The organism is Phyllobacterium sp. 22229, assembly GCF_052056495.1.
Taxonomy (GTDB): domain Bacteria; phylum Pseudomonadota; class Alphaproteobacteria; order Rhizobiales; family Rhizobiaceae; genus Phyllobacterium; species Phyllobacterium myrsinacearum.
Window position 1 is genome coordinate 16,779 of the sequence record NZ_JBQEPA010000023.1, and the last position, 24,172, is coordinate 40,950.

25 protein-coding genes and 1 riboswitch are annotated in these 24,172 nt (G+C 60.5%); of the genes, 18 read left to right on the forward strand and 7 right to left on the reverse strand.

The features are described from left to right. The first annotated feature begins 13 nt into the window (after positions 1 to 13). The 11 genes from ACTJJ7_RS22980 to thiD all read left to right on the forward strand — a co-directional run bounded on the left by ACTJJ7_RS22980 (position 14) and on the right by thiD (position 10,958). Entirely contained in the window at positions 14 to 1,069 is a 1,056-nt protein-coding gene (locus ACTJJ7_RS22980) for a dipeptidase (protein WP_440968935.1), read from the forward strand. Between the two features lie 28 nt (positions 1,070 to 1,097). Continuing rightward, positions 1,098 to 2,708 carry an ABC transporter substrate-binding protein gene (locus ACTJJ7_RS22985; protein WP_440968936.1) on the forward strand — a complete coding sequence of 537 codons (1,611 nt, stop codon included), beginning with the start codon at positions 1,098 to 1,100 and terminating at the stop codon, positions 2,706 to 2,708. A gap of 27 nt (positions 2,709 to 2,735) precedes the next feature. Then, on the forward strand, positions 2,736 to 3,803 hold the full coding sequence (locus tag ACTJJ7_RS22990; protein WP_105737940.1) for an ABC transporter permease: 1,068 nt from the start codon (positions 2,736 to 2,738) through the stop codon (positions 3,801 to 3,803). Further along, a complete protein-coding gene (nikC, locus tag ACTJJ7_RS22995) occupies positions 3,800 to 4,735 on the forward strand; it encodes a nickel transporter permease (RefSeq protein WP_440968937.1) in 936 nt (311 codons plus the stop codon). The genes ACTJJ7_RS22990 and nikC overlap by 4 nt, the downstream gene beginning before the upstream one ends. Continuing rightward, positions 4,732 to 5,565: an ABC transporter ATP-binding protein gene (locus ACTJJ7_RS23000; protein ID WP_440968938.1), complete on the forward strand. Its 834-nt coding sequence runs from the start codon at positions 4,732 to 4,734 to the stop codon at positions 5,563 to 5,565. Before nikC ends, ACTJJ7_RS23000 begins: the two co-directional genes overlap by 4 nt. Next, positions 5,562 to 6,335 (forward strand): ABC transporter ATP-binding protein, encoded by a 774-nt coding sequence (locus tag ACTJJ7_RS23005; RefSeq protein ID WP_440968939.1) that lies wholly within the window; start codon positions 5,562 to 5,564, stop codon positions 6,333 to 6,335. The genes ACTJJ7_RS23000 and ACTJJ7_RS23005 overlap by 4 nt, the downstream gene beginning before the upstream one ends. A gap of 125 nt (positions 6,336 to 6,460) precedes the next feature. Then, positions 6,461 to 7,468 carry a TadE/TadG family type IV pilus assembly protein gene (locus ACTJJ7_RS23010; protein WP_440968940.1) on the forward strand — a complete coding sequence of 336 codons (1,008 nt, stop codon included), beginning with the start codon at positions 6,461 to 6,463 and terminating at the stop codon, positions 7,466 to 7,468. Positions 7,469 to 7,523: 55 nt separating this feature from the next. Further along, positions 7,524 to 7,626, forward strand: a riboswitch (TPP riboswitch). 111 nt (positions 7,627 to 7,737) lie between these two features. Continuing rightward, positions 7,738 to 8,481, forward strand: coding sequence for an ABC transporter permease (locus tag ACTJJ7_RS23015; protein ID WP_245457682.1), 744 nt, complete (start codon positions 7,738 to 7,740; stop codon positions 8,479 to 8,481). Between the two features lie 38 nt (positions 8,482 to 8,519). Further along, complete coding sequence (locus ACTJJ7_RS23020; RefSeq protein WP_440968941.1) at positions 8,520 to 9,473, forward strand: ABC transporter substrate-binding protein; 954 nt, start codon at positions 8,520 to 8,522, stop codon at positions 9,471 to 9,473. A gap of 25 nt (positions 9,474 to 9,498) precedes the next feature. After that, a complete protein-coding gene (gene thiE, locus ACTJJ7_RS23025; RefSeq protein ID WP_105737928.1) occupies positions 9,499 to 10,161 on the forward strand; it encodes a thiamine phosphate synthase in 663 nt (220 codons plus the stop codon). Then, complete coding sequence (gene thiD / locus ACTJJ7_RS23030; RefSeq protein ID WP_440968942.1) at positions 10,158 to 10,958, forward strand: bifunctional hydroxymethylpyrimidine kinase/phosphomethylpyrimidine kinase; 801 nt, start codon at positions 10,158 to 10,160, stop codon at positions 10,956 to 10,958. Before thiE ends, thiD begins: the two co-directional genes overlap by 4 nt. Here the strand turns inward: thiD and ACTJJ7_RS23035 are convergent. Both ACTJJ7_RS23035 and ACTJJ7_RS23040 read right to left on the reverse strand, forming a co-directional pair. After that, the gene (locus ACTJJ7_RS23035) at positions 10,900 to 13,740 is read right to left on the reverse strand and encodes a DUF2339 domain-containing protein (RefSeq protein WP_440968943.1); all 2,841 of its coding nucleotides are present in this window, start codon (positions 13,738 to 13,740) and stop codon (positions 10,900 to 10,902) included. The two genes, thiD and ACTJJ7_RS23035, sit on opposite strands and share 59 nt — an antisense overlap. Positions 13,741 to 13,812: 72 nt before the next feature. Then, positions 13,813 to 14,619 (reverse strand): transglycosylase SLT domain-containing protein, encoded by an 807-nt coding sequence (locus ACTJJ7_RS23040; protein ID WP_440968944.1) that lies wholly within the window; start codon positions 14,617 to 14,619, stop codon positions 13,813 to 13,815. Between the two features lie 434 nt (positions 14,620 to 15,053). On the opposite strand from ACTJJ7_RS23040, the gene ACTJJ7_RS23045 reads away from it, so the two are divergent. The 4 genes from ACTJJ7_RS23045 to ACTJJ7_RS23060 all read left to right on the forward strand — a co-directional run bounded on the left by ACTJJ7_RS23045 (position 15,054) and on the right by ACTJJ7_RS23060 (position 17,723). After that, positions 15,054 to 15,857 carry a D-alanyl-D-alanine carboxypeptidase family protein gene (locus ACTJJ7_RS23045; RefSeq protein ID WP_245432930.1) on the forward strand — a complete coding sequence of 268 codons (804 nt, stop codon included), beginning with the start codon at positions 15,054 to 15,056 and terminating at the stop codon, positions 15,855 to 15,857. Positions 15,858 to 15,971: 114 nt separating this feature from the next. Then, complete coding sequence (locus ACTJJ7_RS23050) at positions 15,972 to 16,556, forward strand: hypothetical protein (protein WP_440968945.1); 585 nt, start codon at positions 15,972 to 15,974, stop codon at positions 16,554 to 16,556. After that, complete coding sequence (locus tag ACTJJ7_RS23055; RefSeq protein ID WP_130268515.1) at positions 16,556 to 17,143, forward strand: hypothetical protein; 588 nt, start codon at positions 16,556 to 16,558, stop codon at positions 17,141 to 17,143. The genes ACTJJ7_RS23050 and ACTJJ7_RS23055 overlap by 1 nt, the downstream gene beginning before the upstream one ends. A 4-nt stretch (positions 17,144 to 17,147) precedes the next feature. Further along, positions 17,148 to 17,723, forward strand: a complete 576-nt coding sequence (locus ACTJJ7_RS23060) for a hypothetical protein (RefSeq protein WP_440968946.1) — start codon at positions 17,148 to 17,150, stop codon at positions 17,721 to 17,723. Positions 17,724 to 17,728: 5 nt separating this feature from the next. On the opposite strand, the gene ACTJJ7_RS23065 is transcribed toward ACTJJ7_RS23060, so the two are convergent. Together ACTJJ7_RS23065 and ACTJJ7_RS23070 are read right to left on the reverse strand one after the other, a co-directional pair. After that, the gene (locus ACTJJ7_RS23065; RefSeq protein ID WP_440968947.1) at positions 17,729 to 19,027 is read right to left on the reverse strand and encodes a hypothetical protein; all 1,299 of its coding nucleotides are present in this window, start codon (positions 19,025 to 19,027) and stop codon (positions 17,729 to 17,731) included. A 71-nt stretch (positions 19,028 to 19,098) separates the two neighbouring features. After that, on the reverse strand, positions 19,099 to 20,283 hold the full coding sequence (locus tag ACTJJ7_RS23070) for an MFS transporter (RefSeq protein WP_440968978.1): 1,185 nt from the start codon (positions 20,281 to 20,283) through the stop codon (positions 19,099 to 19,101). Between the two features lie 223 nt (positions 20,284 to 20,506). On the opposite strand from ACTJJ7_RS23070, the gene ACTJJ7_RS23075 reads away from it, so the two are divergent. Beyond that, positions 20,507 to 21,145, forward strand: a complete 639-nt coding sequence (locus ACTJJ7_RS23075) for a glutathione S-transferase (RefSeq protein WP_440968948.1) — start codon at positions 20,507 to 20,509, stop codon at positions 21,143 to 21,145. Positions 21,146 to 21,192: 47 nt separating this feature from the next. Here ACTJJ7_RS23075 and ACTJJ7_RS23080 read toward each other — a convergent pair whose 3' ends face one another. Both ACTJJ7_RS23080 and ACTJJ7_RS23085 read right to left on the reverse strand, forming a co-directional pair. Continuing rightward, positions 21,193 to 22,074 carry a DMT family transporter gene (locus ACTJJ7_RS23080; RefSeq protein ID WP_105737905.1) on the reverse strand — a complete coding sequence of 294 codons (882 nt, stop codon included), beginning with the start codon at positions 22,072 to 22,074 and terminating at the stop codon, positions 21,193 to 21,195. A gap of 8 nt (positions 22,075 to 22,082) precedes the next feature. Further along, positions 22,083 to 22,496, reverse strand: coding sequence for a VOC family protein (locus ACTJJ7_RS23085; RefSeq protein WP_440968949.1), 414 nt, complete (start codon positions 22,494 to 22,496; stop codon positions 22,083 to 22,085). 216 nt (positions 22,497 to 22,712) lie between these two features. Between ACTJJ7_RS23085 and ACTJJ7_RS23090 the strand changes: the two genes are divergently transcribed. After that, entirely contained in the window at positions 22,713 to 22,874 is a 162-nt protein-coding gene (locus tag ACTJJ7_RS23090) for a Thivi_2564 family membrane protein (protein ID WP_105737901.1), read from the forward strand. Positions 22,875 to 22,916: 42 nt separating this feature from the next. Here the strand turns inward: ACTJJ7_RS23090 and ACTJJ7_RS23095 are convergent, their stop codons facing one another. Continuing rightward, positions 22,917 to 23,804, reverse strand: a complete 888-nt coding sequence (locus ACTJJ7_RS23095; protein WP_440968950.1) for a LysR substrate-binding domain-containing protein — start codon at positions 23,802 to 23,804, stop codon at positions 22,917 to 22,919. 219 nt (positions 23,805 to 24,023) lie between these two features. On the opposite strand from ACTJJ7_RS23095, the gene ACTJJ7_RS23100 reads away from it, so the two are divergent. Beyond that, entirely contained in the window at positions 24,024 to 24,164 is a 141-nt protein-coding gene (locus tag ACTJJ7_RS23100; protein ID WP_114949228.1) for a DUF1127 domain-containing protein, read from the forward strand. Positions 24,165 to 24,172: the final 8 nt, after the last annotated feature.

Consider the following 24,172-nt stretch of genomic DNA (forward strand, 5'->3'; position numbering starts at 1 on the left):
AGTGGGAATTGAAATGCAGCCTGTCTTTGATGGTCACAACGATGTGCTTTACCGGTTGTGGAAACATTCAAAAGACGGCGCCGACCCGGTTCGCGAATTCATCGAAGGCACCACATCGGGCCACATCGACAAAAGCCGTGCGCTGAAGGGCGGACTTATTGGCGGCCTGTGCGCCATCTATGTTCCGTCAGGCGATCTTGCTTTCAAGGCGCCCGACGCCAAGGGGCATTATTTTACCCCGCTCGCTGCGCCGCTTGAACGTGCACCATCCCTCGACATCTCCTTGGAAATGGCGTCGATTGCGCTGCGTCTGGAACAGGCGGGCGGATGGAAACTGTGCCGTTCCACCGCCGATGTCGAGGAGTCGATGGCCAGGGACATGTTCGCCGCGGTTCTGCACATCGAGGGCTGCGAGGCGATCGGGCCGGATCTGGCGGCACTTGAGGTTTTCTATGCGGCAGGGCTGCGCTCGCTCGGACCAGTCTGGAGCCGCAACAATGTTTTCGGCCACGGCGTTCCCTTCGCCTATCCCGCCGACCCGGATACCGGTCCTGGCCTGACGGCTGCGGGCGAGGATCTGGTCAGGGCATGCGACCGGCTCGGCATTCTCGTGGATCTCGCCCATATCACCGAAAAGGGTTTCTGGGATGTCGCGCGGATCAGCGATCAGCCGCTGGTTGCCAGCCATTCCAATGTTCATGCGCTCACGCCGGTCGCGCGCAATCTGACCGACAAGCAGTTCGATGCCATTCGCGAGCGCAAGGGGCTGGTTGGCCTCAACTATGCGGTCGCGATGCTGCGCCCGGACGCGCGCGAGAATGCCGACACGCCGCTCAGCGATATGGTCCGCCACATCGACTATATGGTCAATCGCATGGGAATTGACTGCGTGGCCCTTGGCTCGGATTTCGATGGTGCTAAAATCCCCAGCGAAATCACTGACGCGGCAGGCAATCAGGCGCTTGTCAAAGCGCTGGAAGATGCTGGATATTCAAACGAGGATCTTGCAAAGATTTGCTACGGAAACTGGATGCGCGTCCTGCGGTCCGCCTGGCATGAAACGAACTGAAACAATACAAAAAACAGGGGTGACTACTATGTTGATCAACCAGTTAAATGCAAAATTCCGGCTGCTTGTCGGAAGTGCGGCGCTCTCCGCGCTCGTGATATCCGGTGTGCCTGCATGGGCGGGAACGCCAGCCGATACGCTGGTCGAAGCCTTCGCCATCGACGACGTGATTACGCTTGATCCGGGCGAGGCCTTCGAGCTCACCATGGGCGAGATCAACGGCAATACCTATGACAAACTGGTGCGCCTCGACATCAATGATCCCTCGAAGATCATTCCGGACGTTGCCGAGAGCTGGACGGTTTCCGACGATGGCCTGACCTATACGTTCAAGCTGAAGCCGGGCCTGAAATTTGCCTCCGGCAATCCGCTGACGGCCGATGATGTCGCCTATTCGTTCGAGCGCGCCATCAAGATCGACAAGAGCCCGGCCTTCATCCTCACCCAGTTCGGCCTGAAGCCGGACAATGTCACGCAAAAGGCCAAGGCGACCGACCCGAGCACCTTCGTCTTCACCGTCGACCAGCCCTATGCCCCGAGCTTCGTGCTCAACTGCCTGACATCGACGGTTGCATCCGTCGTCGACAAGAAACTGGTCTCGCAGCATGTGGTCGACAATGACTACGGCAATGCCTGGATGAAGACCAATTATGCCGGTTCCGGCCCGATGAAGATCCGCGACTGGCGCGCCAACGAAATCCTGGTTCTAGAGCGCAACGACAATTACTACGGCACCAAGGCACCGCTCAACCGCGTGATCTACCGCCATGTCAAGGAAAGCGCCACGCAGCGTCTGCTCCTGGAAAAGGGCGATATCGACGTTGCCCGCAATCTGGAGCCCAACGATCTCGAACAGGTGGTCAAGAACAGCGACATCAAGACGACCAGCGCAGCCAAGGGCACGATCTATTATTTCAGCCTCAACCAGAAGAATGCCAATCTGGCCAAGCCGGAAGTGCGTGAAGCGCTGAAATACCTCGTCGATTATGACGCCATCGGCGAGAAGCTGATCAAGGGCATCGGCGAAATCCACCAGACCTTCCTGCCGAAGGGCATCCTGGGTGAGCTGGACGAAAAGCCCTATTCCCTCAACGTGGCCAAGGCCAAGGAACTTCTGGCCAAGGCGGGCCTGAAGGACGGCTTCTCGGTGACCATGGATGTGCGCAACGGCCAGCCGGTCACCGGTATTGCCGAATCCGTGCAGCAGACCTTTGCCCAGGGCGGCGTGAAGCTGGAGATCATCCCCGGCGACGGCAAGCAGACGCTGACCAAGTACCGCGCCCGCACCCACGACATCTATATCGGTCAGTGGGGCGTGGATTACTGGGATCCGAACTCCAATGCGGAAACCTTCACCAGCAATCCGGACAATGCCGATACCGGCACCAACAAGACACTGGCATGGCGCAATGCCTGGGATGTGCCGGATCTGACCAAGGAAACCAAGTCGGCCCTGCTGGAACGCGACACGGCCAAGCGCGCCCAGACCTATCAGGATCTGCAGAAGAAGGTTCTGGCTACCAGCCCGTTCGTTCTCCTGTTCCAGCAGACGGAAGTTGCCGGTATCCGCTCGAATCTCAAGGGTTTCAAGCTCGGACCATCTTTCGATACCAACTACGTTTTCACCGTATCGAAATGATCAGGGCAAGCGCCCAAGGCTGAAATTATGACGACCACAGAAACACAACTGGAGGCCAGGCGTTCAGGCGCCTGGGCCTCCAGCCTTGCCATTGCTATTGGCCGCTTCGTGCTGATCGGCGCGATCACTTTCCTCGGCCTTCTCGCCGTGACCTTCTTTATCGGACGGGTCATTCCCATCGATCCCGCCCTGGCGATCGTCGGCGACCGTGCCCCTGCCCATGTGGTTGAGCGCGTACGCGAGGAATACGGCCTGAACCTGCCGCTCTATGAGCAGTTTTTCATCTATGTGAAAGGCGCGTTGCAGGGCAATTTCGGCAGTTCGGTTTTGACCTCCAATCCGGTCATGACCGATATTCGCCGGGTGTTTCCGGCCACCATGGAGCTTGCCACGTTCGGCACGCTCATCGGCACCCTTTTTGGTGTACCGCTTGGGGTCCTTGCCGCCGTCAAACGTGGCAGCCTGATCGATCAGATCGTGCGTCTTATCGGCCTTATTGGCTATTCCATGCCAATCTTCTGGCTCGGATTGCTGGCGTTGCTGGTCTTTTACGCCAAGCTTGGCTGGACTTCGGGGCCGGGCCGCATCGACGTCATCTATGAATACACCTTTACCCCCATCACCGGCTTTTATCTGCTTGATGCGGTGCTGCAGGGCAATTGGGATGCCTTCTGGAACATCTTCTCGTTCATTATCCTGCCCGCGTCGCTGCTTGGTTATTTCTCGCTTGCCTATATCAGCCGCATGACCCGCAGTTTCATGCTCAATGAACTGGAGCAGGAATATATCGTTGCTGCCCGCGCCAAGGGCCTGTCGGAAACCCGCATCATCTGGGCCCATGCCTTGCGCAACGCCGCCGTGCCACTGGTGACGGTCATTGCCCTGTCCTATGCCAATTTGCTCGAAGGTTCAGTCCTGACCGAAACCGTCTTCTCGTGGCCGGGCCTCGGCCTGTATATCACCAATTCCCTGCAAAACGCGGATATGAACGCGGTCCTTGGCGGCACCATTATCATTGGCGCAGTGTTCATTGCCATCAATCTCCTGTCTGATCTTCTGTATCAGGCGCTTGACCCACGGACGCGCGCACGATGAGCCAGACGATCCAAACACCGCCTCCACCCATGTCACGCCGCGAGTGGCTGATGAGTGACCGCCCGCAATCGCGCCTGCAGGCAAGGCTTGGCCGCGCCTATCTGGTGTGGGGCCGCTTCGCCAGCAACCGGCTGGCGCTTGCCGGCCTTGCCATTATCGTCGCCCTGCTGGTGGTTGCAGCATTGGCCAATGTTCTTGCACCACATTCACCCGTTATCGGCGACCTGCGCAATGCGCGCCTGTTGCCACCCGGTGGTGATTATTGGCTCGGCACCGATGATCAGGGCCGCGATATTCTCTCACGCCTGATCTATGGCTCGCGCCTCACGCTCTATGTCGTGATACTCGTAGCGATCATCGCAGCGCCCATTGGCCTGATCGTCGGCACCGCTGCGGGTTATGCGGGAGGCTGGGTCGATTCCATCCTCATGCGTCTCACCGATATTTTTCTGGCCTTCCCAAAGCTTATTCTTGCACTTGCGCTGGTCGCAGCCTTGGGACCTGGCATCGAAAATGCGGTCTTTGCCATCGCCGTGACATCCTGGCCACCCTATGCCCGTATTGCGCGGGCCGAAACACTGACGATTCGCAATTCCGACTATATTGCAGCCGTCCGCCTGATGGGGGCCTCGCCGGTCCGCATCGTTCTGCGGCACATCATGCCACTCTGCCTGTCCTCGCTGATTGTCCGTGTGACGTTGGATATGGCCGGTATTATCCTGATTGCCGCGGGTCTTGGCTTTCTTGGTCTCGGCGCTCAGCCGCCATTGCCGGAATGGGGGGCGATGATTGCGTCGGGCCGCCGTTTCATCATGGATCAGTGGTGGGTTGCCGCAGCACCGGGCTTTGCCATCCTGATCGTCAGCCTTGGCTTCAATCTGTTGGGCGATGGCCTGCGCGATGCGCTTGATCCGCGAGGCAACAACCAATGAGCACGCTTTTGACGGTCAAGGACCTGCGGGTCCAGTTTCCGACGCGGACAGGGGTGGTCGATGCCGTGCGCGGCGTATCGTTGACGCTCGGCCGCGAACGTCTCGGCATTGTCGGCGAATCCGGTTCGGGTAAGTCCCAGACCGGGCGCGCCATCATGGGGCTGACGCCGCCGCATGCGAAAATCACCGCCGAGACGCTGAATTTTGACGGGATCGATCTTCTGCATGTTTCGGCTGCCGAACGGCGGTCGCTGCGCGGCAACCGTATCGCCATGATTTTGCAGGACCCGAAATATTCGCTCAATCCGGTCATGAGCATCGGGCGGCAGATTGTCGAAACGCTGCGCACCCATGAAAAGGTCAGCAAATCCGAGGCGCGCAAGCGCGCGCTCGACATGCTGGCCGCCGTGCAGATCCGTGACCCCGAGCGCGTCTTCGATCTGCATCCGCACGAGGTATCGGGCGGCATGGGACAGCGTGCCATGATTGCCATGATGCTGGTCACCGGCCCGGAACTCTTGATCGCCGATGAACCGACATCGGCGCTCGACGTGACCGTCCAGCTGGATGTTCTCGCCATTCTCGACAATCTGGTGCGGGACCGCGGCATGGGGTTGATCTTCATTTCGCACGATCTGCGGCTGGTCTCGTCGTTCTGCGACCGGGTCATCGTCATGTATGCCGGCCGGATCGTCGAGGAGATCGCCGCCAAGGACCTGCACAATGCCAAACATCCCTATACGCAGGGGCTTCTGAACTGCATGCCGAAAATTGGTGCCGATACCCATCCTCTGCCTGTTCTCGACCGCAAGCCGGAGTGGGCAGCATGACAACATCTCCCGCCAAAGCGCTTGTCGTCGACAAGCTTGAAGTCACGTTTGATCGCTTCCGCGCCTTGCGGGGCGTCAGCCTCGACGTGATGCCGGGTGAATCCTTCGGGCTCGTCGGTGAGTCCGGCTCCGGCAAATCGACTTTGCTGCGGGCCGTTGCCGGGCTTGCGCCGACCAGCAGCGGTTCGATCAGCGTGAACGGTAAACGGCTGGACGGGAAGCGCACCAAGGCGTTCTACCGTGAAGTGCAGATGGTGTTCCAGGACCCCTATGGCTCGCTGCATCCGCGCCAGACCGTCGACCGGCTGCTGCTCGAACCATTGGCAGTCCACGGATTTGCCGACATCGAAAAGCGCATTCTGCGCGCGCTCGATGAGGTGGGGCTCGGCTCCAGTTTCCGCTTCCGTTATTCGCATCAGCTGTCCGGCGGCCAGCGCCAGCGTGTCGCCATCGCCCGGGCATTGATCCTGGAACCGTCGATCCTGCTGCTTGACGAACCGACATCGGCGCTCGATGCCTCCGTGCAGGCCGAAGTGTTGAACCTGCTGGAACAGATACGCCGCGACCGCAAGCTGACCTTCCTGATGGTCAGCCATGATCTGGCGGTGGTCACCCACATGTGCGACCGGCTGATGGTCATGCAGAATGGCGCCGAGGTGGAACGCCTTTCCGCCGCGGATCTTGCCGCCCGCAAGGTGACACAGGCCTATACGCGCAATCTGCTCGTCGCCAGCGAGGGATTCGTGCGGCCGGGCACGCCTGCCGCCTAAGCCGTGCTTTATGGGATTTTTACCATGGCGCATGACTTATCGCAGATTGAGACAATCTGAACGATTTTGCTAAGCAGGCATTTACGGCATGGCCTTCATGGTCCGCTCAACAACCGGAGCGGGCTATGAGAAACTTCAAACAATTCCTGAAAGACAAGCGTGGCGCCACGGCAATGACGTTCGGTCTGCTGCTGGTCCCGCTTCTGGGCATAACCGGTCTTGCCGTTGATTATACCCGTGCAAGCAGTCAGCGTGCCGAACTACAGAACGCAGCGGACGCCGCGGTTCTGTGGGGCGCATCGACCTATAAGGGAAACAATCTTGATGATGTGAAGAGCCGCATTCAAAAAAGCTTGCGTGCGAACGTTCCTGACTTCGACAGCAGTGGTGCTACCTACAATGTGACGGTGACGAACGATGTCCCGGCACGGATCAAACTCTCTGTTGCGCGGCCGATGCAAACAACCTTCATGCAGGTGTTGAATCTGAATTCGATGGACATTGGCACCACGTCGATAGCATCCGGAGCGTTGACGCCGGTTGATGCCACCTTCACCATCACAAAGGTTAAGGGAACTTATTATAAAAGAATATCGGTGATGGTTGTCAGAGAAAATGGCGCAGAGGAGGAAGTGGCGGCTCTCGAATACACCAATGCCAGCCAGACCGATGGCAAGGGAACATCGATACCACCCGTAGATGCACAATCCAGAACGTTTTCGTTGGGAAAATTCAAGACCTTCTATTTCACCATGGTCGTCAAGAAGGACGGTTGTCCTGTCGGCAAAAAGAACGTCAGCAAGACTTGCAGAACATCTACCAGTTCCAACGATCAGATAACGCCCACCCCGGACAATCTGACGTTTCAACAGGAAAAGACACTCAAAGATAACGCGAATGCTTTCCTGGTCAGAAGTGACAGGGCAAACGACGCGTGGCGTCTGGCCCTCGACGGTGCTCAATCCACCACGGAAAGGGAGGGGAAGCCGGTGATCATGAATGATCTCATGAGTTGCGACGGCTCTACAAGAAGACATGGCTGGGAAGATGGCGGCGGCGGTACGCCAGACTTTGAGTATACGCTCAAAACCGGTTGTGCGTTCGATTACTCAAAAATTCGGCTCACGCAGTAATTTCCAAATGCAAAAGCGGCGCGATTGACTTTGCGCCCCCGCCGCTCCATCATGACTTCATTCCGAGGGGGGCACTGTACAGTGCTGAGATAGCGTCGAGCTGGACCCTTGAACCTGATCCGGGTTATGCCGGCGTAGGAACGGGAATTGAGCATTCTTCACGCACTCTGCCTTGTCTTCGCACATATCCGGATCTCCACACGTTTGATGGAGTCCTGCAGATGCCGTTTTCGCTGAACCGCCAATCATCCCGTCTGTGACGGCCCGTCATGCGCATGCTTGTCCGCATCGCCGGTGCCCTGCTGGCCGTGCTCGCGTGCTGGCAGCTTGTGGTCTGGGCGCTGCAGCCGCCGCGCTTCATCCTGCCCGGTCCCGGCTCGGTCATTGCCGCCCTCGCCGAACAGCACCATTATCTTCTGACCAACGCCGCCATCACCCTGCTGGAGATCGGGCTCGGGCTGTTCTTTGGCGTCATGGCCGGTATTCTCGTTGCGCTTCTGGTGGCCGGCCTGCCGGGCTTTGGCCAGATCGTCTGGCCGCTTCTGCTGGTCCTGCAGGCGCTCCCGGTCTTCGCCATTGCGCCGCTTCTGGTTCTCTGGTTCGGCTTCGGCCTCGCATCGAAGGTGGTCATGGCCAGCCTGGTCATCTTCTTCCCCGTTGCCTCGTCCTTTGCCGATGCGCTGCGCCGGACCAGTCAGGACCTGCTGGATGCCGCGGCCCTGACGCAGGCAACGCCGCTGGCGACGCTGTTCCTCATCCGCGTGCCCAGCGCCTTGCCCGGTCTCGGTTCAGGCCTGCGTGTCGCGGCGGTCTTTGCCCCCATTGGCGCGGTGATCGGCGAATGGGTCGGTGCCTCGCGCGGACTGGGCTTTGTCATGCTGCAGGCCAATGCCCGCATGCAGGCCGATACGCTGTTTGCCGCCCTCATCATCCTCGCCGTTCTGACCATCGTTCTGCGTTTTCTCGTTGATGCCTTCGCTGCACGTCTCACGCCGTGGGTACAGGCATCATGACCATCCCGTTTTCCCGTCCCGTTGATAAAGGAATATCCATGTTTCGCCGCCGCGCGTTTGCCCCCGCCATCATCCTGCTGGCCGCCTTGTCGCTCCTCGCATCTCCTGCCGCCGCCGCAGACAAGCTGTCTGTCCTATTGGAATGGTTCGTCAATCCCGACCATGCGCCGCTCGTCGTCGCCCGTGAAAAAGGCTTCTTCAGCGCAGCGGGACTGGACGTGGATCTGATCCCGCCGGCCGATCCGGCCGCGCCGCCGCGCCTTGTTGCAGCCAGGCAGGCGGATGTCGCCATCGGCTATCAGCCCAATCTCTATCTCAGCCATGATGAAGGCCTGCCGCTGGTGCGCTTCGGTACTCTGGTGGAAACACCGCTCAACACGGTGACGGTCCTCGCCGATGGCCCGATCAAGAGCCTGAAGGACCTGAAGGGCAAGAAAGTCGGGTTTTCCGTGGCCGGTTTTGAAGATGCCATGCTTGGCGCCATGCTGAAATCCGAAGGCCTGAAGGCTGGGGATGTCGAGCTGATCAATGTCAACTTCGCCCTGTCGGCATCGCTGATCGCAAATCAGGTGGATGCCACGGTGGGCGGCTACCGCAATTTCGAGCTGACGCAGATGGCGCAGGAAGGTCACAAGGGAACGGCATTCTTTCCCGAGGAGCATGGTGTTCCCGTCTATGACGAGCTGATCTTCCTGACGCATCCCGACCTGGCGAAAGACGACCGTTTGAAACGTTTCATCGGCGCCGTGGAAAAGGGCGCGATCTACCTGACCAACCATCCCGATGAGTCCTGGTCGCTGTTCATCAAGGCCTATCCCGATCTCGACAATGCGCTCAACCGGCAGGCCTGGACCGATACATTGCCGCGTTTTGCCAAGCGTCCCGCCGCCCTCGACCGCAGCCGCTATGAACGGCTCGGCGTGTTCATGCACGAGGCAGGGCTGATCAAATCCGTCCCCAAGGTGGACAACCTCGCCGTTGAACTGCAGTGAAACGATTTATTCGGAGAAAAAGACCATGCCAAAAGTAGATTTCCGCCTGAACGCCATTGTCGACGTCGATGCCATCGGCGGTGACGCCGATCTGGGTGCGCTGGCTTTGCAGGCTGCGCGCGGCGGCGCGACGATCATCCAGTATCGCGACAAGAATTCGCCGACGCGCATGATGGTGGAGCGCGCCCGTGCCATCCATGCGGCCCTGACGGGAACAGGCATTCCCCTGCTCGTGAATGACCGCATCGATGTGGCGCTGGTGGCGGGGGTCGAGGGGGTGCATGTGGGGCGCGAGGACATGCTGGTCGCCGATGCCCGCACGCTGCTCGGTCCCGATGCGATCATCGGCCTGACGGTGAAGAATGAGGCCGATGCGCAGGCCGCCATAAGCTCTGCCATTGACTATGCCTGCGTGGGCGGCCTGTTCGAAACCCCTGCCAAACACAATCCCGACGGCCCGATCGGCTTTGACGGTTTTGCCCGGCTGGCGGCCATGATCCGCGCCGCAAAGCCCGATCTGCCGGTTGGTGCCATCGCGGGCATTGATCTCGTCCGGGTCGCCCCGGCTATTCGGGCGGGCGCCGACGGGGTTGCGGTGATTTCGGCGATCTTCCGTCAGGCCGATCCGCGTGCCGCCGCACAGGTGCTTCGCGATGCCGTCGACGAGGCGTTGAGGGCAACCGCATGACCGCGATTGCCTTGACCATTGCCGGTTCCGACAGCGGCGGCGGTGCCGGTATCCAGGCCGATATCAAGACGTTTTCGGCGCTCGGTGTCTATGGCGCGAGTGTGCTGACCGCGATCACGGCGCAGAACACGCTGGGCGTTACGGCCATCGAGAACCTGAGCCCTGGCATCATCCGCGCCCAGATCGATGCCGTTCTCTCGGATATTGCCGTTGGAGCGATCAAGATCGGCATGGTGTCCACGGTCGAAACCATCGGCACCATTGCGGAAGCCTTGATCCGCTGGCAGCGCCAGGCGGTCGTTGACCCGGTGATGGTGGCAACGTCGGGCGATCCGCTTCTGCAGCCGGAGGCGGTGGAGGCGCTGCGCGCGCAGCTCCTGCCGCTGGCCAGCGTGCTCACGCCCAACTTGCCGGAAGCAGCATTGCTGACCGGCACGAGCGTGGCGGAAACCGAACGGGAGATGGCAATGCAGGCGGAGATGTTGCTGAAGCTTGGTCCGGCGGCGGTGCTGATCAAGGGCGGTCACGGGCATACAAGCCTTAGTACCGACCTTTTGTTCGACGGCACGTCCGTCACGCGCTTTGACGGGCCGCGGCTTGCCACCACCCATGACCACGGCACCGGCTGCACCCTGGCAGCGGCGATTGCCGGCGGGCTGGCCAAGGGCCTTGATCTGCAGACGGCGATTGGCGAGGCAAAGGAGTATCTGACGGCAGCCATGGCCGCTGCCGACGGGCTCAATGTGGGTCGGGGGCGCGGCCCGGTGCACCATTTTCATCGCTGGTGGGCGGCGTAGCCGCCGGCCCCGCATTGAGAATGCGCTGGTAGAACAGGCCGACGCCAACCAGCGACAGACCCAATCCGATGAAGGAGAGGGCGCGCAGGATGCCTTCAAGGTTCGACATGTCGAGCAGGAAGACCTTGGCGATGACAAGGAACACGATCGGTGCCGAGATCAGGCGCAATGGCCTGTTCTGCCGCCATGCGCCCAATCCGAAGAGGCCAAGGCCGAACAGCAGCCAGACGGCCGAGTAGGTGAACATTTCCATCGAGTCTACACCCTTCCACAGATGAATGCTGCTGCCCCAGAAGAACACCCGGATGGTGAGGGTCACCCATGTAAACAGCATAAGGCCGGACAGGATCGCCAGGGCCATGGCGTAGTGCCGCGGACGGTTGGCCTGCGCCATGACAAGCGGCAGGCCGAACAGCTTTATCTGCGGTTCGCCGAAGGCATTGAGCGCCACGAGTGCCGCCAGCAGGCCCGGCAGCAGGTAGCCCATGAACAGGCTGTTGAAGATCAGGCCATCGCCAACCGAGCCGTCAAACAGCGGATTGAGGAAAATGAAATGCTGCGTCACGGCCACCAGGATGCCGATATAGCCGACAATGAGCGCGGCGGTGCGGTAAAGCCAGTCCTGGCCGCCCCGGCTCAGCATCATCAGCGACAATGATCCACCGAGCGCAATGAGCGTGTAGAGCGATTGCTCGTTCAATGTCACGTCGCCGCCGCTGTCGAGCGTGCCGCCATTCATCCAGTGGCGGACGAGGATATTGACGAGCACGAAGCCCGCCAGAACGGCAAGGGCCTGGGCAAGCCGGTAGGCGGTGTCCCTGATCCCTTTGGCCAGCACGATTTGCGCCACAGCCATTGCGGCGAAGAAGCCGCCGTAATTGAGCAGGAGCTGGTTGAAGAACGGTGTGGCCGACAGACGGTCGCTGCCGACGATCGTCGGATCGAAGAGGATATGCCCGAGGATAACCACGGCAAACACTGCCGGAGCAAAGCGCAGCACCGGCGCAGGGCGGGTCCGGGTGGCAAAGGCATAGACAACCGCCAGGACACAGGCAGCCAGAACGCGCCATTGCGGGTCGAACACCACGAAAAGCGCAAGGACGGCAAAGCCGATGGATGCGGCGTCAAACAGCCAGGCCGGGGATGCCGGCTTCACATCATCCTTCCACAGGCGCGTCAGCCATGTCGCGGCGCCAAAACCGGTGATGGCGAGCCCGATGGTGAGTATTTCTTCGGTCGCAGCCGGCGTGTTGCCGAAGATGGCGAGCATCATGGTGATCATCACCAGAGGAACGGCGGTTCCCAGCGCCGCATAGGCGAGACCGCGCACGATATCCGGCAGGCGGGCAAAGACGGTTGCGGCGAGAACGCCGATGGCGGTGAAGGCAAGCGCGGTGACAATGGCGAAGCTGCGATATTTCGCCGGATCGTAGAGCGACAATCCCGAACTGCCAAAGCTTTCGTCCAGCAGTTGATGCATGTCCACGCGCGTCAGCGGCACCAGCGCAATGAAGGCGGCCGGAACCAGGAAGGGCAGGGCCCGGCGTACCAGCAGCGGCGCCAATGCCGATACCGCAATGATGAGTGCTGCCAGGACAAGATAGCGCGACGACGCCAGCCCGAAAAGATCGTGTGAGACGTAGCCAAGACCGAGAAAAACCGCGCCGGCGGCACCCGCTATGGTGATGGGGTCATACCAGGGCTCTCCGGTGCGGTCGAACAGGGTGTAGTTCACCGGCTTGAGATGGCTAAGGACGGAAAGAGCCAGCAGGCTGGCTGTGAGGAGGCCAAGCGCGCCGCCATTCGGCATGGGGTCGAACCCGGTATAGGCCGCGCCCCAGAGCGCTGCGAGAACGATTGCCGCACCCCCGATCAGCGGCCATGCCTTTGCCCGGGCGAGGACAACGGCCACGACGGTTACAACCGACAGATAGGTCATGAAACTGTAGGGCGCCGGTGCCTGCGCATTGACCAGGGCCGGTGTCAGGTAGGAGCCGATAAGGCCAAGGCCGGCAATCCACGGACCGTGTTTGATGGCAAGGGCGAGGGTGGCGAGGCCAACGGCGCCCAGGGCAAGGAACGCGGTCGAACTGCCGATGAAGCCATAGATCCCGTGGGCGGCATAGACGACGGCAAACAGAGCGGCCGATCCCGCAGCGGTGAGGACGCCGGGAATATAATCCGGGCCAGCGACGGACAGGCCAAGCGGCTTTTCCTTGCGGCGCAGATATTCACCCGCGCCCAGAAGCAGCAGGCCGAAAATCGCGCCAAGGCAGAGCCGGATGCCGGGGCCGAGCAGTTCGTTTTCGATGGAGTACTGGACGACGAAGATACCGCCAAGGAACAGCGCCACGCCGCCGATCCACACGGGCCAGTTGCGACCAAGCGACCGCTCAAAATCGCCGTAGGATTTCTTTGGCCGCGCTGGCGGTGTGGATGGTGCAGGGGTGGCGCGGACGGCGACAGGCATTGCCGAAGGCTTGCCCGACATGATTTCCGCCACTTTTTTCGGGTCCAGCCGCGCTGATGCCGCCATGGCCGGTGCCGGTGTTCCCACGGGCTCGGCCGGGGGGACTGCGCGTGCCGGTGCCTCCGGCAGGGGCTCATCGGCCCGGAAACGGCGAATCGGTTTTGCGGTTTCGCCGGCAACCGGTGCCGGTTGCGCGCCTTCCGCAATCTGCCGCCGCAATTCCTCGACCTGCTTGCGCAGCGCGGTTACTTGCTGACGCGCTGTGGCCGCTACAACCAGTGCGATGATTGACAGAATGACGGAAAAAACCATGCGTGTGCTCCAGATTGAGCACACAACGCCATGAATCGGCTCATTATTCAACTAGGCGTTGTTAGATGGGGTCTATAACCCGTAGGGGCGATCCGCCGGAATGGCGATAAAGCCGGGACGCACAGGCGCCGGGTCGGGCTGATAGGCCACCGTCTGCACGGTGGCGGCGGGCTGGTTCACCGCAGGCACCGGTGCCATGGGCAGCGAAGCGATCTGGGTGGACTGCACGGGCGTGATTCCGCCCTTCAGGCCGGTTTCATCCAGCATGCCCTTGCGCTTGGCCTGGTAGTAATAGCCGCTGGCATAGAGGCGAACGGCGCGGTCAAAATTCCGGTCGGCAACCTTGTAGGCACCGGCCAGGTATTTCACGCCGTATTTAAGGTTGGTTTCCGCATCGAGCAGATCCTTCGGGGTGCCGTTGTGGCCCATGGCGCGCGCCGTGGACGGCAGAATTTGCATCAGGCCCCAATACTTGCCGTTGCGGGCTTCCGGGCGGCCGCGGCTTTCGCGGTGGACGACGCGGCGCACCAGCGCTTCCGGCACAGCATAGGCAGCCGAGTATTGTGAAATCAGATTGTCGACACGGGGCCCGTAGGTCTCAGTCTTTGCCGGCGCGGCAGCCTTGGGGGCCTCGGTGACGGCAACCTGTGCCGTGGCACTGGTGGTCGCGAGCGCCGCCGGATTGGCGGCGGGGCCGGCATAGGCCATCTGTACAGGCGCGCCGGTCACGGTCAGTGCGGTGGTGCGCGGCGCGGCCGCAGGAACAGGAATCGACGCTGTGCTGGTCGGCAATGTCGGGTTAGCCGTGGTGCAGGCTGCCAGGGTCAACACCAGACCGAGACAAGCCAGCGGGCGCAGCAATCGAATGTTTGAAACCATTGTCCACCAGTTCTGAGCGACCGTTTACGGCCTGTTAATCTCTTCTCATAACCTGTTCGGCGGCTTCCCTGGCAATCACTTTCCGCAACAGTCTGTAACAAATGCCGTCTCTACAGGCCTGCAGGGCGGTTATCGGACCTTTTTCGGCCGTGTGCGGCCACCCGCCGGTGCGCCCGATCCCGCCCGTTCCGCGCAGCGTCAAGATCCTCCTGACGGCCTGATGACCCGGCGACCATTTGCCCTCACGCCGTCGCTTGGTCTGACGGCGGAAATCCGCTAACAGGATGGCCGAGCAGCGGATTATTAACAATGATGCGCTAAAGACCTCACATCGATATCTCTGGAAATCAGACCGCCAAATGAACGTGCCGCGTGTTTTTCACCCTCTGTCGCTGATGTCAAAATGTGTGGCATTGTTTGTTCTGGTTGTTGGCATGGCGAGCGGTTGCACAACCACGTCGGCGCTGCAGCCGGTTGCAACCACCGTGCCCGCTTCCATCACGGAAAAATCCGCTTCGATCGTTGTCGATGGCAGCACCGGTGCCGTGCTGTACCAGGCCAGCGCCGACCTTCCGCGCATACCGGCCTCGCTGACCAAGATGATGACGCTGTACCTGACATTCGAAGCGCTGGAATCCGGCCGTCTCACCAAGAATACCGTCATTCCCGTTTCCGCCCACGCGGCGTCGCAGGCGCCGAGCAAGCTCGGCTTCAAGCCGGGGCAGTCCATCGATGTGGATACGGCGATCAAGGCAATCGTGGTCAAGTCGGCCAATGACGTCGCCGTTGCGCTTGCGGAAGCCATTGGCGGCTCCGAACCGCAGTTTGCCGCATTGATGACAGCCAAGGCCCGGCAGCTTGGCATGAAGGGCACGACATTCAACAACGCCTCGGGCCTGCCCGATCCGCTGCAGGTCACCACCGCCCGCGATATGGCGCTGCTCGGCATGGCACTGCGCCGGCATTTCCCGCAGCAATATTATTATTTTTCACTGCATGAGTTCATGTTCAACGGGAAACTCGTTGAAGGCCACAACCGCGTCCTGGCGAAGCTCAATGGCGCCGACGGCATCAAGACGGGCTATGTGCGCGCCTCCGGCTTCAACATCGTCACGTCGGTCAACGACAACGGACGCAAGCTCGTTGCGGTGGTGATGGGCGGCGACACGGCAAAAGCGCGCGACCAGCAGGTCGTCGATCTGGTTCATAGCTATCTGTCCATGGCCGCCTCGCGCTGATCCGCCCCACACCGGCAGGACTTGCCATGCAGCGCGCATACGTTGCATGGTTCTGCGGAATGCGACTCAGAATTTAGCGCAATGACAAGGCGCTGATCGGAGGAAGATCGCCCGATGTGGTCCTATGTGCGCAATCTTTCCAGCAAGGCACGCGCCTGGATAACCGCCGGCCTCGGCACCTTTGCCGCGCTGGCTGTCGCGGTAGCCCTCGGGGTTTTTGAAGCGCAGCCGCAGGCAGCCGTCGGCCAGATTCTTCCCGGACAGCCGTTTGATGCCGGTAAGTGGCGCATCAGGCCCCTGAAAGCCTGGGTGACGGATCAGAAAATCTATGGCCTTACGCCAAAGCCGGATCAGAAGGCGCTGGTCCTTGAGGTCGAGCTGATGAACCGGACGGCGCGGTCGGACAAGGGCTATTACGGCACAGTCCATCTGCCTCCCGCGATTGAGGCAAAGGCGGAAAAACCGATGATCTATCTTGCGCGGGATGACGCGCTGATGCCGTCGCTCCAGCCGGGTCTTGCGGAAAAAATGGCCTATGTCTGGTTGATGCCTGCGGCTGCGGCACCTGAAGGCCGGATCGATTTCAGCATCGAGGCAGAGAAGTTCAAACCGCGCGATAATCTGTACGGCATGCCCGGATGGTTCAACGCATACACGGCAGCCAAAGCCAGTCTGGCGCTTGCCGGAGGAGAGGGCTGATGCGCCCGATCGTCAATATTCTGGCGGTATGTGCTGCTGTCATCGTGCTCTATGCGATGCAGCGGACAATGCCGCGTTATATGGATTTGACCGGTCCCATCCCGGCCTATGGCCGGATGCATGAAACGGTTCATACCCGGCTGGTCGACCTCAGGCTGGAGCAGGTGGATTTTGCCCGCCAGCTGACATTCACGCAGTATGGGCAACGCAAGACGCTGACGACATCGGGCCTTTGGGCCGTTGCGACAACGGAATTGGCGGCGACGGCCGCGTCCACAACGGTTGCTGCCGCCGCATGGCTTGGGCCTACAGGCCTGCGGTATGAAAAAACCGACCGTGTCGGGATGCTCAGCAGTCAAATGCCGCCAATGCTTGATCCGGGCATGCCGAGGAAGGTGCGGTTCGTCTTCGAAATCCTGCCGGATCAGGTGAATGGGGCAACGTTCACGCTGTCCAGTCAAATGGTGCCGCGGCTTGATTCCGAGGCGCGCATCGCCATCGATGATTTCAGAAAGTTCAACGACGGCCAGCCGCTGATAGCCGACAGTTACGATCTTTCAAAACCCGTGCCTGTTTCAGGGAACTGATCGCATGACCCTCACGCTTGACCAGACGCTGGATCTGTCGCAACGCCGCTGGCGCCGGCGCAGCCTGTGGGCACTGGTGCTGCTCGTTCCTCTGGCGCTGTTCGTCATGTCGTACAGCGATGTCAGGGAAATGGGAAAAAGCGGCAATTTCCTGCCGGTTGACGTCGCTGCCGGCCAGAGTGCCCGCTACGGCGGCAGCGACTGGCAATTCATCGAGCTGCGCACGGTCAGCGAAGGCATAAAACCCGGATCGCTGCCGCAAAACGCTGTTCCGGTCATTGCGCGTTTCATCGTTGAAATCGGTGATCCCGACCTGAAAAACCTCTGGCTGATGTGTTCGGTCAGGCTTGTGGATGCATCCGGGCGCTCCTGGTCGCCAGCAGCGGTGCCGGGCCTGCCGCGTCCTGCGGAGGGGATAGAAACATGCACCTCCACCATCTTTGCCGGGGTCAGCCAGGGCACGCGGCGGGTGGTCGAGGAGACCTATCTTGTCCCCGCCAATGTCGTTGGGGAGTTGAGGCCGACCATCGGCATGCGCAGCGAGCGTCCCTATTACTTGCGTTTTGCCCGTCCGGAATAGCAGGATTAGCTGCTGGCTGCGGCCGGTTGCGCTTCTGCGCTCTGCGGATTGCGCCGCATCGAGAACGCCGTTTCCAGAATCGCCGCCAGAAAGCAGATGCGCAGCGGTTCGACCAGTATTCCGGTCGAGGAGTCCTGCAGGGGACTGCCAAACAGGAAGCTGACGCCGTTGGAAAGAGCCTGCCAGATATCCAGCGAATGCGGACCGATGAGCCGGGCGGTGCCCAGCCACATCCATGCGGCCGCCCATTCGATGAAACGATATCCGAGGATCAGCGTGAGGATGAGCAGCAGCCCGGAGTTGAGGGTCAGCTTGACGCCATTGGCAATGGGCAGATAGCGCGAGCGATAGCCGCCGATGAAATGTTCGATGAAGTCGCGCAGGAATTTCGGGATCGATGCGTAGCGCGTGCCGAACTGTTCGAAGCGGCGGTGCAGATGCAAAAGTTCCTTTTCGTCGCGCACATCATAACCATAGACCAGGGCCACCATCACAAGCCAGATCACCGGGATGAGTGCATAAAAGAACAGGCCGATTGCGATGGTGCCGAACGCCTCGGGAACCTGTTCGACGGGTATGAGCGCTGCAGAATGGGCCGATGCGACCAGCTCCGGCAGACCGGCAAGCAGGGATTTGATATAGGTCCAGAGATTGCCCTCGCTCAGGGCCTTCATCCAGCTATCCTTCCAGCGGCTGATGATGAAGAGGCCGATGAAAACCCAGTTTGTCTCGCACACCACCATGATGATCTGCCAGATGGAACGGCCGGTCTTTTCCTTCATGGCTTTTGCCAGCTTGCGGATGATCCAGGAGATCGCAACGGACAGGAGCAGCCATCTCGAATCCAGCACGTCAAGCACATTGCCGCCGCTCTCGCCGAAGGGCATCTGCGCCAAAGCCGTGCGCGAATACTGCCGCACCGTATTGCCGAGAAAGCCCCAGGCGGCGTAATAGGCAAAGAACGGGATGAGCGCGACCGACACCATGGCCGCCAATCCGGAAAATCCCCCGCGCGCGTCGCCGCTATCGCTTCCTGTCTGGATTTTCTCCTGCGCCGCGTTCAGTGCCGGCAGGCCGGGCCGGACGATCTGGATCATGGAAACGGTTGTCACGAGTTGGGCAAGGGCCACCAGCGTCAGGACTGCCAGACCGGCGTAGTGATTGATGTAGGCGGCATCGACGGCCAGCTGCATGAGCATATGCGAGGCGATGACCCCGAGCAGCACGACGGCAAAAAGCTGTGGCCAGTATTTCAGCCACAGCCGGAATGTCAGCTTCAGGGGCAGCATCACTTCGGCCAGCATGATCAATTCCCTGCGAATCTCATGCGGACTTTATCAAAATCGCAGGGTCTGTCACCCCGCCGGGATGGGCTCTAGCAAGTCGCCAGGACCTGCGTTGCTGCACGGCGGTCAAGCGCCTGGCTCCAGAGTGTCAGGCCAAGGGCACCGATCACGAGAATGGCGCCGACCCACGGTGTTGCGCCAAGACCGAGGGAGGAGGCCACGATGATGCCGCCAAGGAAGGCACCACCGGCAATGCCGAGGTTGAACGCGGCGATGTTGAGCGCCGAGGCAACGTCGACGGTTTCCGGCGTATGGATCTTGGCCAGCTGCACCACATAAAGCTGCAGGCCGGGGACATTCGAGAAGGAGAGTGCACCAAGCGCGGCCAGCGTGACCAGCGACCAGACCGGCGAGACAGCCGTGAAGGTGAAGATGGCCAGCACAAGAGCCTGCAGGGCAAACATCACAACCAGCGCGCCAACCGGGTTGCCATCGGCAACGCGTCCGCCAACCATATTGCCCACGGCAATCGACAGGCCATACAGCACGAGGATGAGACTGACCGTCGAGCCTGCATAGCCGGTGATTTCCTGCAGTACCGGGGCAAGGAATGTGAACATCACAAAGGTCCCGCCATAGCCGAGTGCGGTCATGGCGAAGGCGAGCAGCAGGCGGCCGCTCCCCAGCACGCGAACCTGATCGATCAGGCGCGCGGGAGCGGCCTTGGCGATGGTTGCAGGCAGAAGCACGGCAATGGCGGCGAACGCGATGACGCCAAGCGCGGCAACCGCCCAGAATGTTGCGCGCCAGCCCAGCTGCTGGCCGATGAAGGTACCAAGCGGAACGCCGGTGACGATGGCGACGGTCAAGCCGAGGAACATCATGGCGATGGCCGAAGCGCGCTTGTTGGGCGCGACCAGATCGGCGGCAATGGTGGCACCAACCGAGAAGAACACGCCATGTGCGAAGGCGCTCAGCACGCGGGCGACGAGCAGGAGTTCATAGGTCGGCGAAAGCGCGGCAGCGGTATTGCCGACGATGAAAAGCGCCATCAGCCCGAGCAGGAGCGGCTTGCGCTCGATCTTGCCGGTGAGCGCGGTCAGAACCGGTGCGCCGAAGGTGACGCCCAGCGCATAGACGCTGACGATGAGACCGGCGAGCGGCAGGGTGATGCCGAGATCGCCGGCAACGGTGGGCAGAAGGCCGACGATCACGAATTCTGTCGTGCCGATGGCATAGGCGCTGATTGTCAACGCCAGAAGTGCGAGAGGCATTGTCTTGTCCTTTGAATGGCAGGCGGGATGTCGATCCGGCCCGTGAATGGAATGATGACGGATGGCAATCCGGTTGCGCTGAATATGGTCGAAGCGCATTCCATTGATAATCGTGTGATATAGCGGGATAATCATGAATTGAATTCATGGATCGAGGCAATTCACGCGCGAAGCTTGTTATCGGCGCCGGTTTCATGAAAACTTGTGTCAACCGAGGCCTTCCATGACACATGCTCTGCCAGTTCTTTATACCTTTCGCCGCTGTCCCTATGCCATGCGGGCGCGCCTTGCTATTCAGGCCGCGCACCAGCTCTGTGAACTCAGGGAAATCGTTTTGAGAGACAAGGCACCGGAATTTCTTGGCGTCTCGCCGTCCGGAACGGTGCCGATGCTGCTTCTCCCCGATGGCACGGTGATCGATGAAAGCCTCGACATCATGCGCTGGGCCTTGACCCGGCACGATCCGGAACACTGGCTCGAGGTGGATGATGGTGGCTGGATTGCGCGCAATGACGGACCGTTCAAGCGCAGCCTTGACCGCTACAAATATCCCACGCGCTTTGATAAAACCGATCCGCTGGCGGAACGCGAAAAAGCCGTGGCAATTCTTGATGAATACGAGGAGCGGCTGGCCTGGTCGCGCTGTCTCTTCCGCGCGACGCCGTCGCTTGCCGACATGGCGATCCTGCCGTTTGTCCGGCAGTTTGCCAGCGTGGACGCGGACTGGTGGAGCAGGCTGGCCCGGCCGCATGTGAAGCGGTGGCTGGGTGAATTCGTGTCATCCGGCCGCTTCGACGCGGTGATGCTGAAATATCCGAAATGGCAGGTGGGCGATGCCCCGACGCTTTTCGGCGTGGCCTGAGCGTGGCCTGAGCGTGGCTTGCAGCGGCTTTAAGCGGATGAAACGTTTCAATCCGCTTGTACGGCCTTTGCCGGCACGCTCTTGTTTTTCAGATTCAGCAGGTTGCCTGACAGGATGAGGGCTGCGCCGAGCGCCGTGTAGATATCGATCCGTTCCGCATAGATGAGCCAGCCCAGCACAGCCATGAGCGGGACGCGCAAAAAGTCCATCGGGATCACCACGGTGGCATCGGCATAGAGCAGGGCCTTCGCCATGCAGAAATGCGAGAACGTGCCGGTGAAGGCGATAATCACCACCCACGGCCAGGCCTGCAGGGTCGGCCACTGCCAGACATGCAGCGCCGGCAGCAATCCGATGGCTGACTGGATCACCAGCATCCAGAAGATGATTTTCACCACGCTTTCCGTGCGGGTCAGGGATTTGACCATGGTGAAGGAAATACCGAACGTGAAGGCCGCGCCGAGCACGATCAGCTGTCCCATTTCGATCGACCCGACGCCGGGGCGCACGATGATGACGACGCCGACGATGCCGAGCAGAATCGTCAGCGTGCGCCAGAGATTGAATCGCTCGCCGAGAAAGGCGACGGCCATGACCGCCGTCCAGGCCGGTGTGGTGAATTCAATGGCGATCACCTGCGCCAGCGGGATCATGGACAGCGCCTGCAGCCAGGCGAACTGGCCGGCGTAATGGGCGGTATTGCGTCCGATATGCTGCCAGATGCGGCCGGTCCTCATGGCGCGCACGCCGCCGGAAGACCGGATCAGCGGATAGAGCATCGCCAGCCCGATCAGGGAACGCATTTCCATGATCTGAAAAACGTTGAGTTCCTTCGAGGCCTCCCGGCCGGAGATCGCCATCATGAGAATGGCGGCCAGCGACCCGGACATCCAGAACGCCGCCTTCAGGTTTGATGGCTTGAATTCCATGATGCCCGCTATTTTGCGTAGACGCTGGCGAAATCGGCAAAGCCCTTCACTTCAATCGGGTTGCCCGAGGGATCGCGGAAGAACATGGTCCATTGTTCGCCCGGTTCACCCTTGAACCGCACCACCGGGGGCATGACGAAGTCGACCTTTGCCCCTTTGAGCCGCTCCGCAAGAATATTCCAGTCTTCCAGGGGCAGAATGACGCCAAGATGCGGCATGGGCACCATGTGATCGCCGACCTTGCCGGTGTTGGCCGTTTCGAACGGCTTGCCGAGATGCAGCGAGATCTGGTGGCCGAAGAAATCGAAATCCACCCAGCTGTCGGTGCTTCGCCCCTCCGCACAGCCAAGGATGTCGCCGTAGAAGCCGCGCGCCTTGTCGAGATCATGGACATGGTAGGCAAGATGAAACAGCGAGCGCATGGGGAGAATCCTGGGAAACGGGGATGATGGCGAAGCTATCAGCAACTGAACGGGCAATGCAATGCACGGTGGTTCGAAATTGTACGCAGCAATCTCGGCTGGCGGTGCGCCCGGATACTGGCCGTGCGCGGTGCGGCGTTTTCATGGAACAAAAAGAGCCAGCAAAGAGTTTTGCCACGCTACGATTGTTCCGATCCCGAAAACAGGAAACTTGCAATGTCCCTTCTTATCAGCCTTTTGATCACCGTTCTGGTGATCTTTCTTGTGCTTTATCTCGTCCAGATGCTGCCGCTTGACGGCCGCGCCAAGCAGATCGTCCAGGTGATCGTCGTGGTGATCGGCATTATCTCGCTGCTGCGCTATCTAGCAGTCTTCTAAGGGGCGTTGCGGCGGGGCTTTCAAGGCTCTGCCGCATCCTCGCTATTTCTTTATCTCACCGAGCTGCCCCAGCATCCAGTCGCGGAACGCGCGGATTTTCGGAACATTCCGCCGCGCCTCCGGATAAACCAGCCAGTAGGCGTGCTCGGACGATCCCACAATATCGAAGGGTTGGATAAGCTGTCCTTGTTGCAGCTCCGGCTGGAAGAAGAAGGGTGTCAATATGCCCACGCCCTGTCCGGCCAGCACCGCCCGCCCTTCCAGATGCTGGTCGCCCAGCCGGTTGCGCAGGTCGCCGCGCAGGGCCGGCTTTTCGATGCCAACCAGGCTGAACCAGATGTTCCACCATGGGTCGCTGGGATCGAGAATGGGCAGTTTGAGCAGGTCGGTCGGTGTCTTCACGCCGCCAATCGAGGCGGCAAGGGCGGGTGACAGCATCGGGGTGAAATTGGCCTGGAAGAGTTTGTGGCAAACAAGACCGGCCCATTCCTTTGTACCGCTGCGAATGCCGACATCCGCCTCCTGACGCACGAAATCCGTCATTTCGCGGCCGGATTTCAGCCGGACGGCCAGCGCGGGGTTCTCCATCTGGAACGAACCCAGCCGCGGTACCAGCCATGTGGCGGCAAAGGTCGGAATCGTGGCAATGGTCAGGATGCCGTCGGCACTTTCGCGCGTCGTTGCAAAGGCCGCACGCAGGATTTCAAATGCCTCCGTCGTTGCCGGGGCCAGCCGTGCCCCGATTTCCGTCAGGACAACCTGGCGCGGCAGCCGCAAAAACAGCGGCGATCCCACCCGCTCTTCCAGCAGTTTGATCTGGTAGCTGACAGCCGCCTGCGTCATGCCGAGTTCCTCTGCTGCCTTGGTGAAATTGCCATGACGGGCGGCAGCCTCGAAGACACGGATAGCGGCAAGGGGCGGAAGATTCATCGGTATGATCCATAAGGGGTACTTATGGATCATACTCGCCGTTTTGTTGGAAAACAAGCGCGAACAGGCGCATTGAATCCCCACCCAAGACATGAACGTCGCATACCAAACGGAGTTGAGGTCATGAATCCCTCACCATCACACTGCACATCCATCGACAACCCCGGATCCCGCTGGGGTTGGTTCACAACCCTGAGACGGGCGCTGGCAAGGCCATCTATGCCAATCACCGTCAATGCCGGGGATTTCTCCGATCACATGCTGCGCGATATCGGCATGCGGGATGGCCGTCCCGGGCGCGGTGATATCTTCCCGCCGCACGCCGGTCTGAAGAAGGATGTTTTCAAAGGACCCGTCTGAGCGTGGCG

Bases quoted from the DNA above. Each gene is read 5' to 3' on its own strand.
- ACTJJ7_RS23070 (WP_440968978.1), bottom strand. From the start codon at position 20,283: ATGCCTCTCGCACTTCTGGCGTTGACAATCAGCGCCTATGCCATCGGC.
- ACTJJ7_RS23000 (WP_440968938.1), top strand. From the start codon at position 4,732: ATGAGCACGCTTTTGACGGTCAAGGACCTGCGGGTCCAGTTTCCGACG.
- ACTJJ7_RS23060 (WP_440968946.1), top strand. From the start codon at position 17,148: ATGACCCTCACGCTTGACCAGACGCTGGATCTGTCGCAACGCCGCTGG.
- ACTJJ7_RS23035 (WP_440968943.1), bottom strand. From the start codon at position 13,740: ATGGTTTTTTCCGTCATTCTGTCAATCATCGCACTGGTTGTAGCGGCC.
- ACTJJ7_RS22985 (WP_440968936.1), top strand. From the start codon at position 1,098: ATGTTGATCAACCAGTTAAATGCAAAATTCCGGCTGCTTGTCGGAAGT.
- ACTJJ7_RS22990 (WP_105737940.1), top strand. From the start codon at position 2,736: ATGACGACCACAGAAACACAACTGGAGGCCAGGCGTTCAGGCGCCTGG.
- ACTJJ7_RS22980 (WP_440968935.1), top strand. From the start codon at position 14: ATGCAGCCTGTCTTTGATGGTCACAACGATGTGCTTTACCGGTTGTGG.
- ACTJJ7_RS23055 (WP_130268515.1), top strand. From the start codon at position 16,556: ATGCGCCCGATCGTCAATATTCTGGCGGTATGTGCTGCTGTCATCGTG.
- ACTJJ7_RS23090 (WP_105737901.1), top strand. From the start codon at position 22,713: ATGTCCCTTCTTATCAGCCTTTTGATCACCGTTCTGGTGATCTTTCTT.
- nikC (WP_440968937.1), top strand. From the start codon at position 3,800: ATGAGCCAGACGATCCAAACACCGCCTCCACCCATGTCACGCCGCGAG.
- ACTJJ7_RS23045 (WP_245432930.1), top strand. From the start codon at position 15,054: ATGGCGAGCGGTTGCACAACCACGTCGGCGCTGCAGCCGGTTGCAACC.
- ACTJJ7_RS23075 (WP_440968948.1), top strand. From the start codon at position 20,507: ATGACACATGCTCTGCCAGTTCTTTATACCTTTCGCCGCTGTCCCTAT.
- ACTJJ7_RS23065 (WP_440968947.1), bottom strand. From the start codon at position 19,027: ATGCTGGCCGAAGTGATGCTGCCCCTGAAGCTGACATTCCGGCTGTGG.
- ACTJJ7_RS23100 (WP_114949228.1), top strand. From the start codon at position 24,024: ATGCCAATCACCGTCAATGCCGGGGATTTCTCCGATCACATGCTGCGC.
- ACTJJ7_RS23085 (WP_440968949.1), bottom strand. From the start codon at position 22,496: ATGCGCTCGCTGTTTCATCTTGCCTACCATGTCCATGATCTCGACAAG.
- ACTJJ7_RS23010 (WP_440968940.1), top strand. From the start codon at position 6,461: ATGAGAAACTTCAAACAATTCCTGAAAGACAAGCGTGGCGCCACGGCA.
- ACTJJ7_RS23080 (WP_105737905.1), bottom strand. From the start codon at position 22,074: ATGGAATTCAAGCCATCAAACCTGAAGGCGGCGTTCTGGATGTCCGGG.
- ACTJJ7_RS23015 (WP_245457682.1), top strand. From the start codon at position 7,738: ATGCGCATGCTTGTCCGCATCGCCGGTGCCCTGCTGGCCGTGCTCGCG.
- ACTJJ7_RS23050 (WP_440968945.1), top strand. From the start codon at position 15,972: ATGTGGTCCTATGTGCGCAATCTTTCCAGCAAGGCACGCGCCTGGATA.
- ACTJJ7_RS23040 (WP_440968944.1), bottom strand. From the start codon at position 14,619: ATGGTTTCAAACATTCGATTGCTGCGCCCGCTGGCTTGTCTCGGTCTG.
- ACTJJ7_RS23095 (WP_440968950.1), bottom strand. From the start codon at position 23,804: ATGAATCTTCCGCCCCTTGCCGCTATCCGTGTCTTCGAGGCTGCCGCC.
- thiE (WP_105737928.1), top strand. From the start codon at position 9,499: ATGCCAAAAGTAGATTTCCGCCTGAACGCCATTGTCGACGTCGATGCC.
- ACTJJ7_RS23005 (WP_440968939.1), top strand. From the start codon at position 5,562: ATGACAACATCTCCCGCCAAAGCGCTTGTCGTCGACAAGCTTGAAGTC.
- ACTJJ7_RS23020 (WP_440968941.1), top strand. From the start codon at position 8,520: ATGTTTCGCCGCCGCGCGTTTGCCCCCGCCATCATCCTGCTGGCCGCC.
- thiD (WP_440968942.1), top strand. From the start codon at position 10,158: ATGACCGCGATTGCCTTGACCATTGCCGGTTCCGACAGCGGCGGCGGT.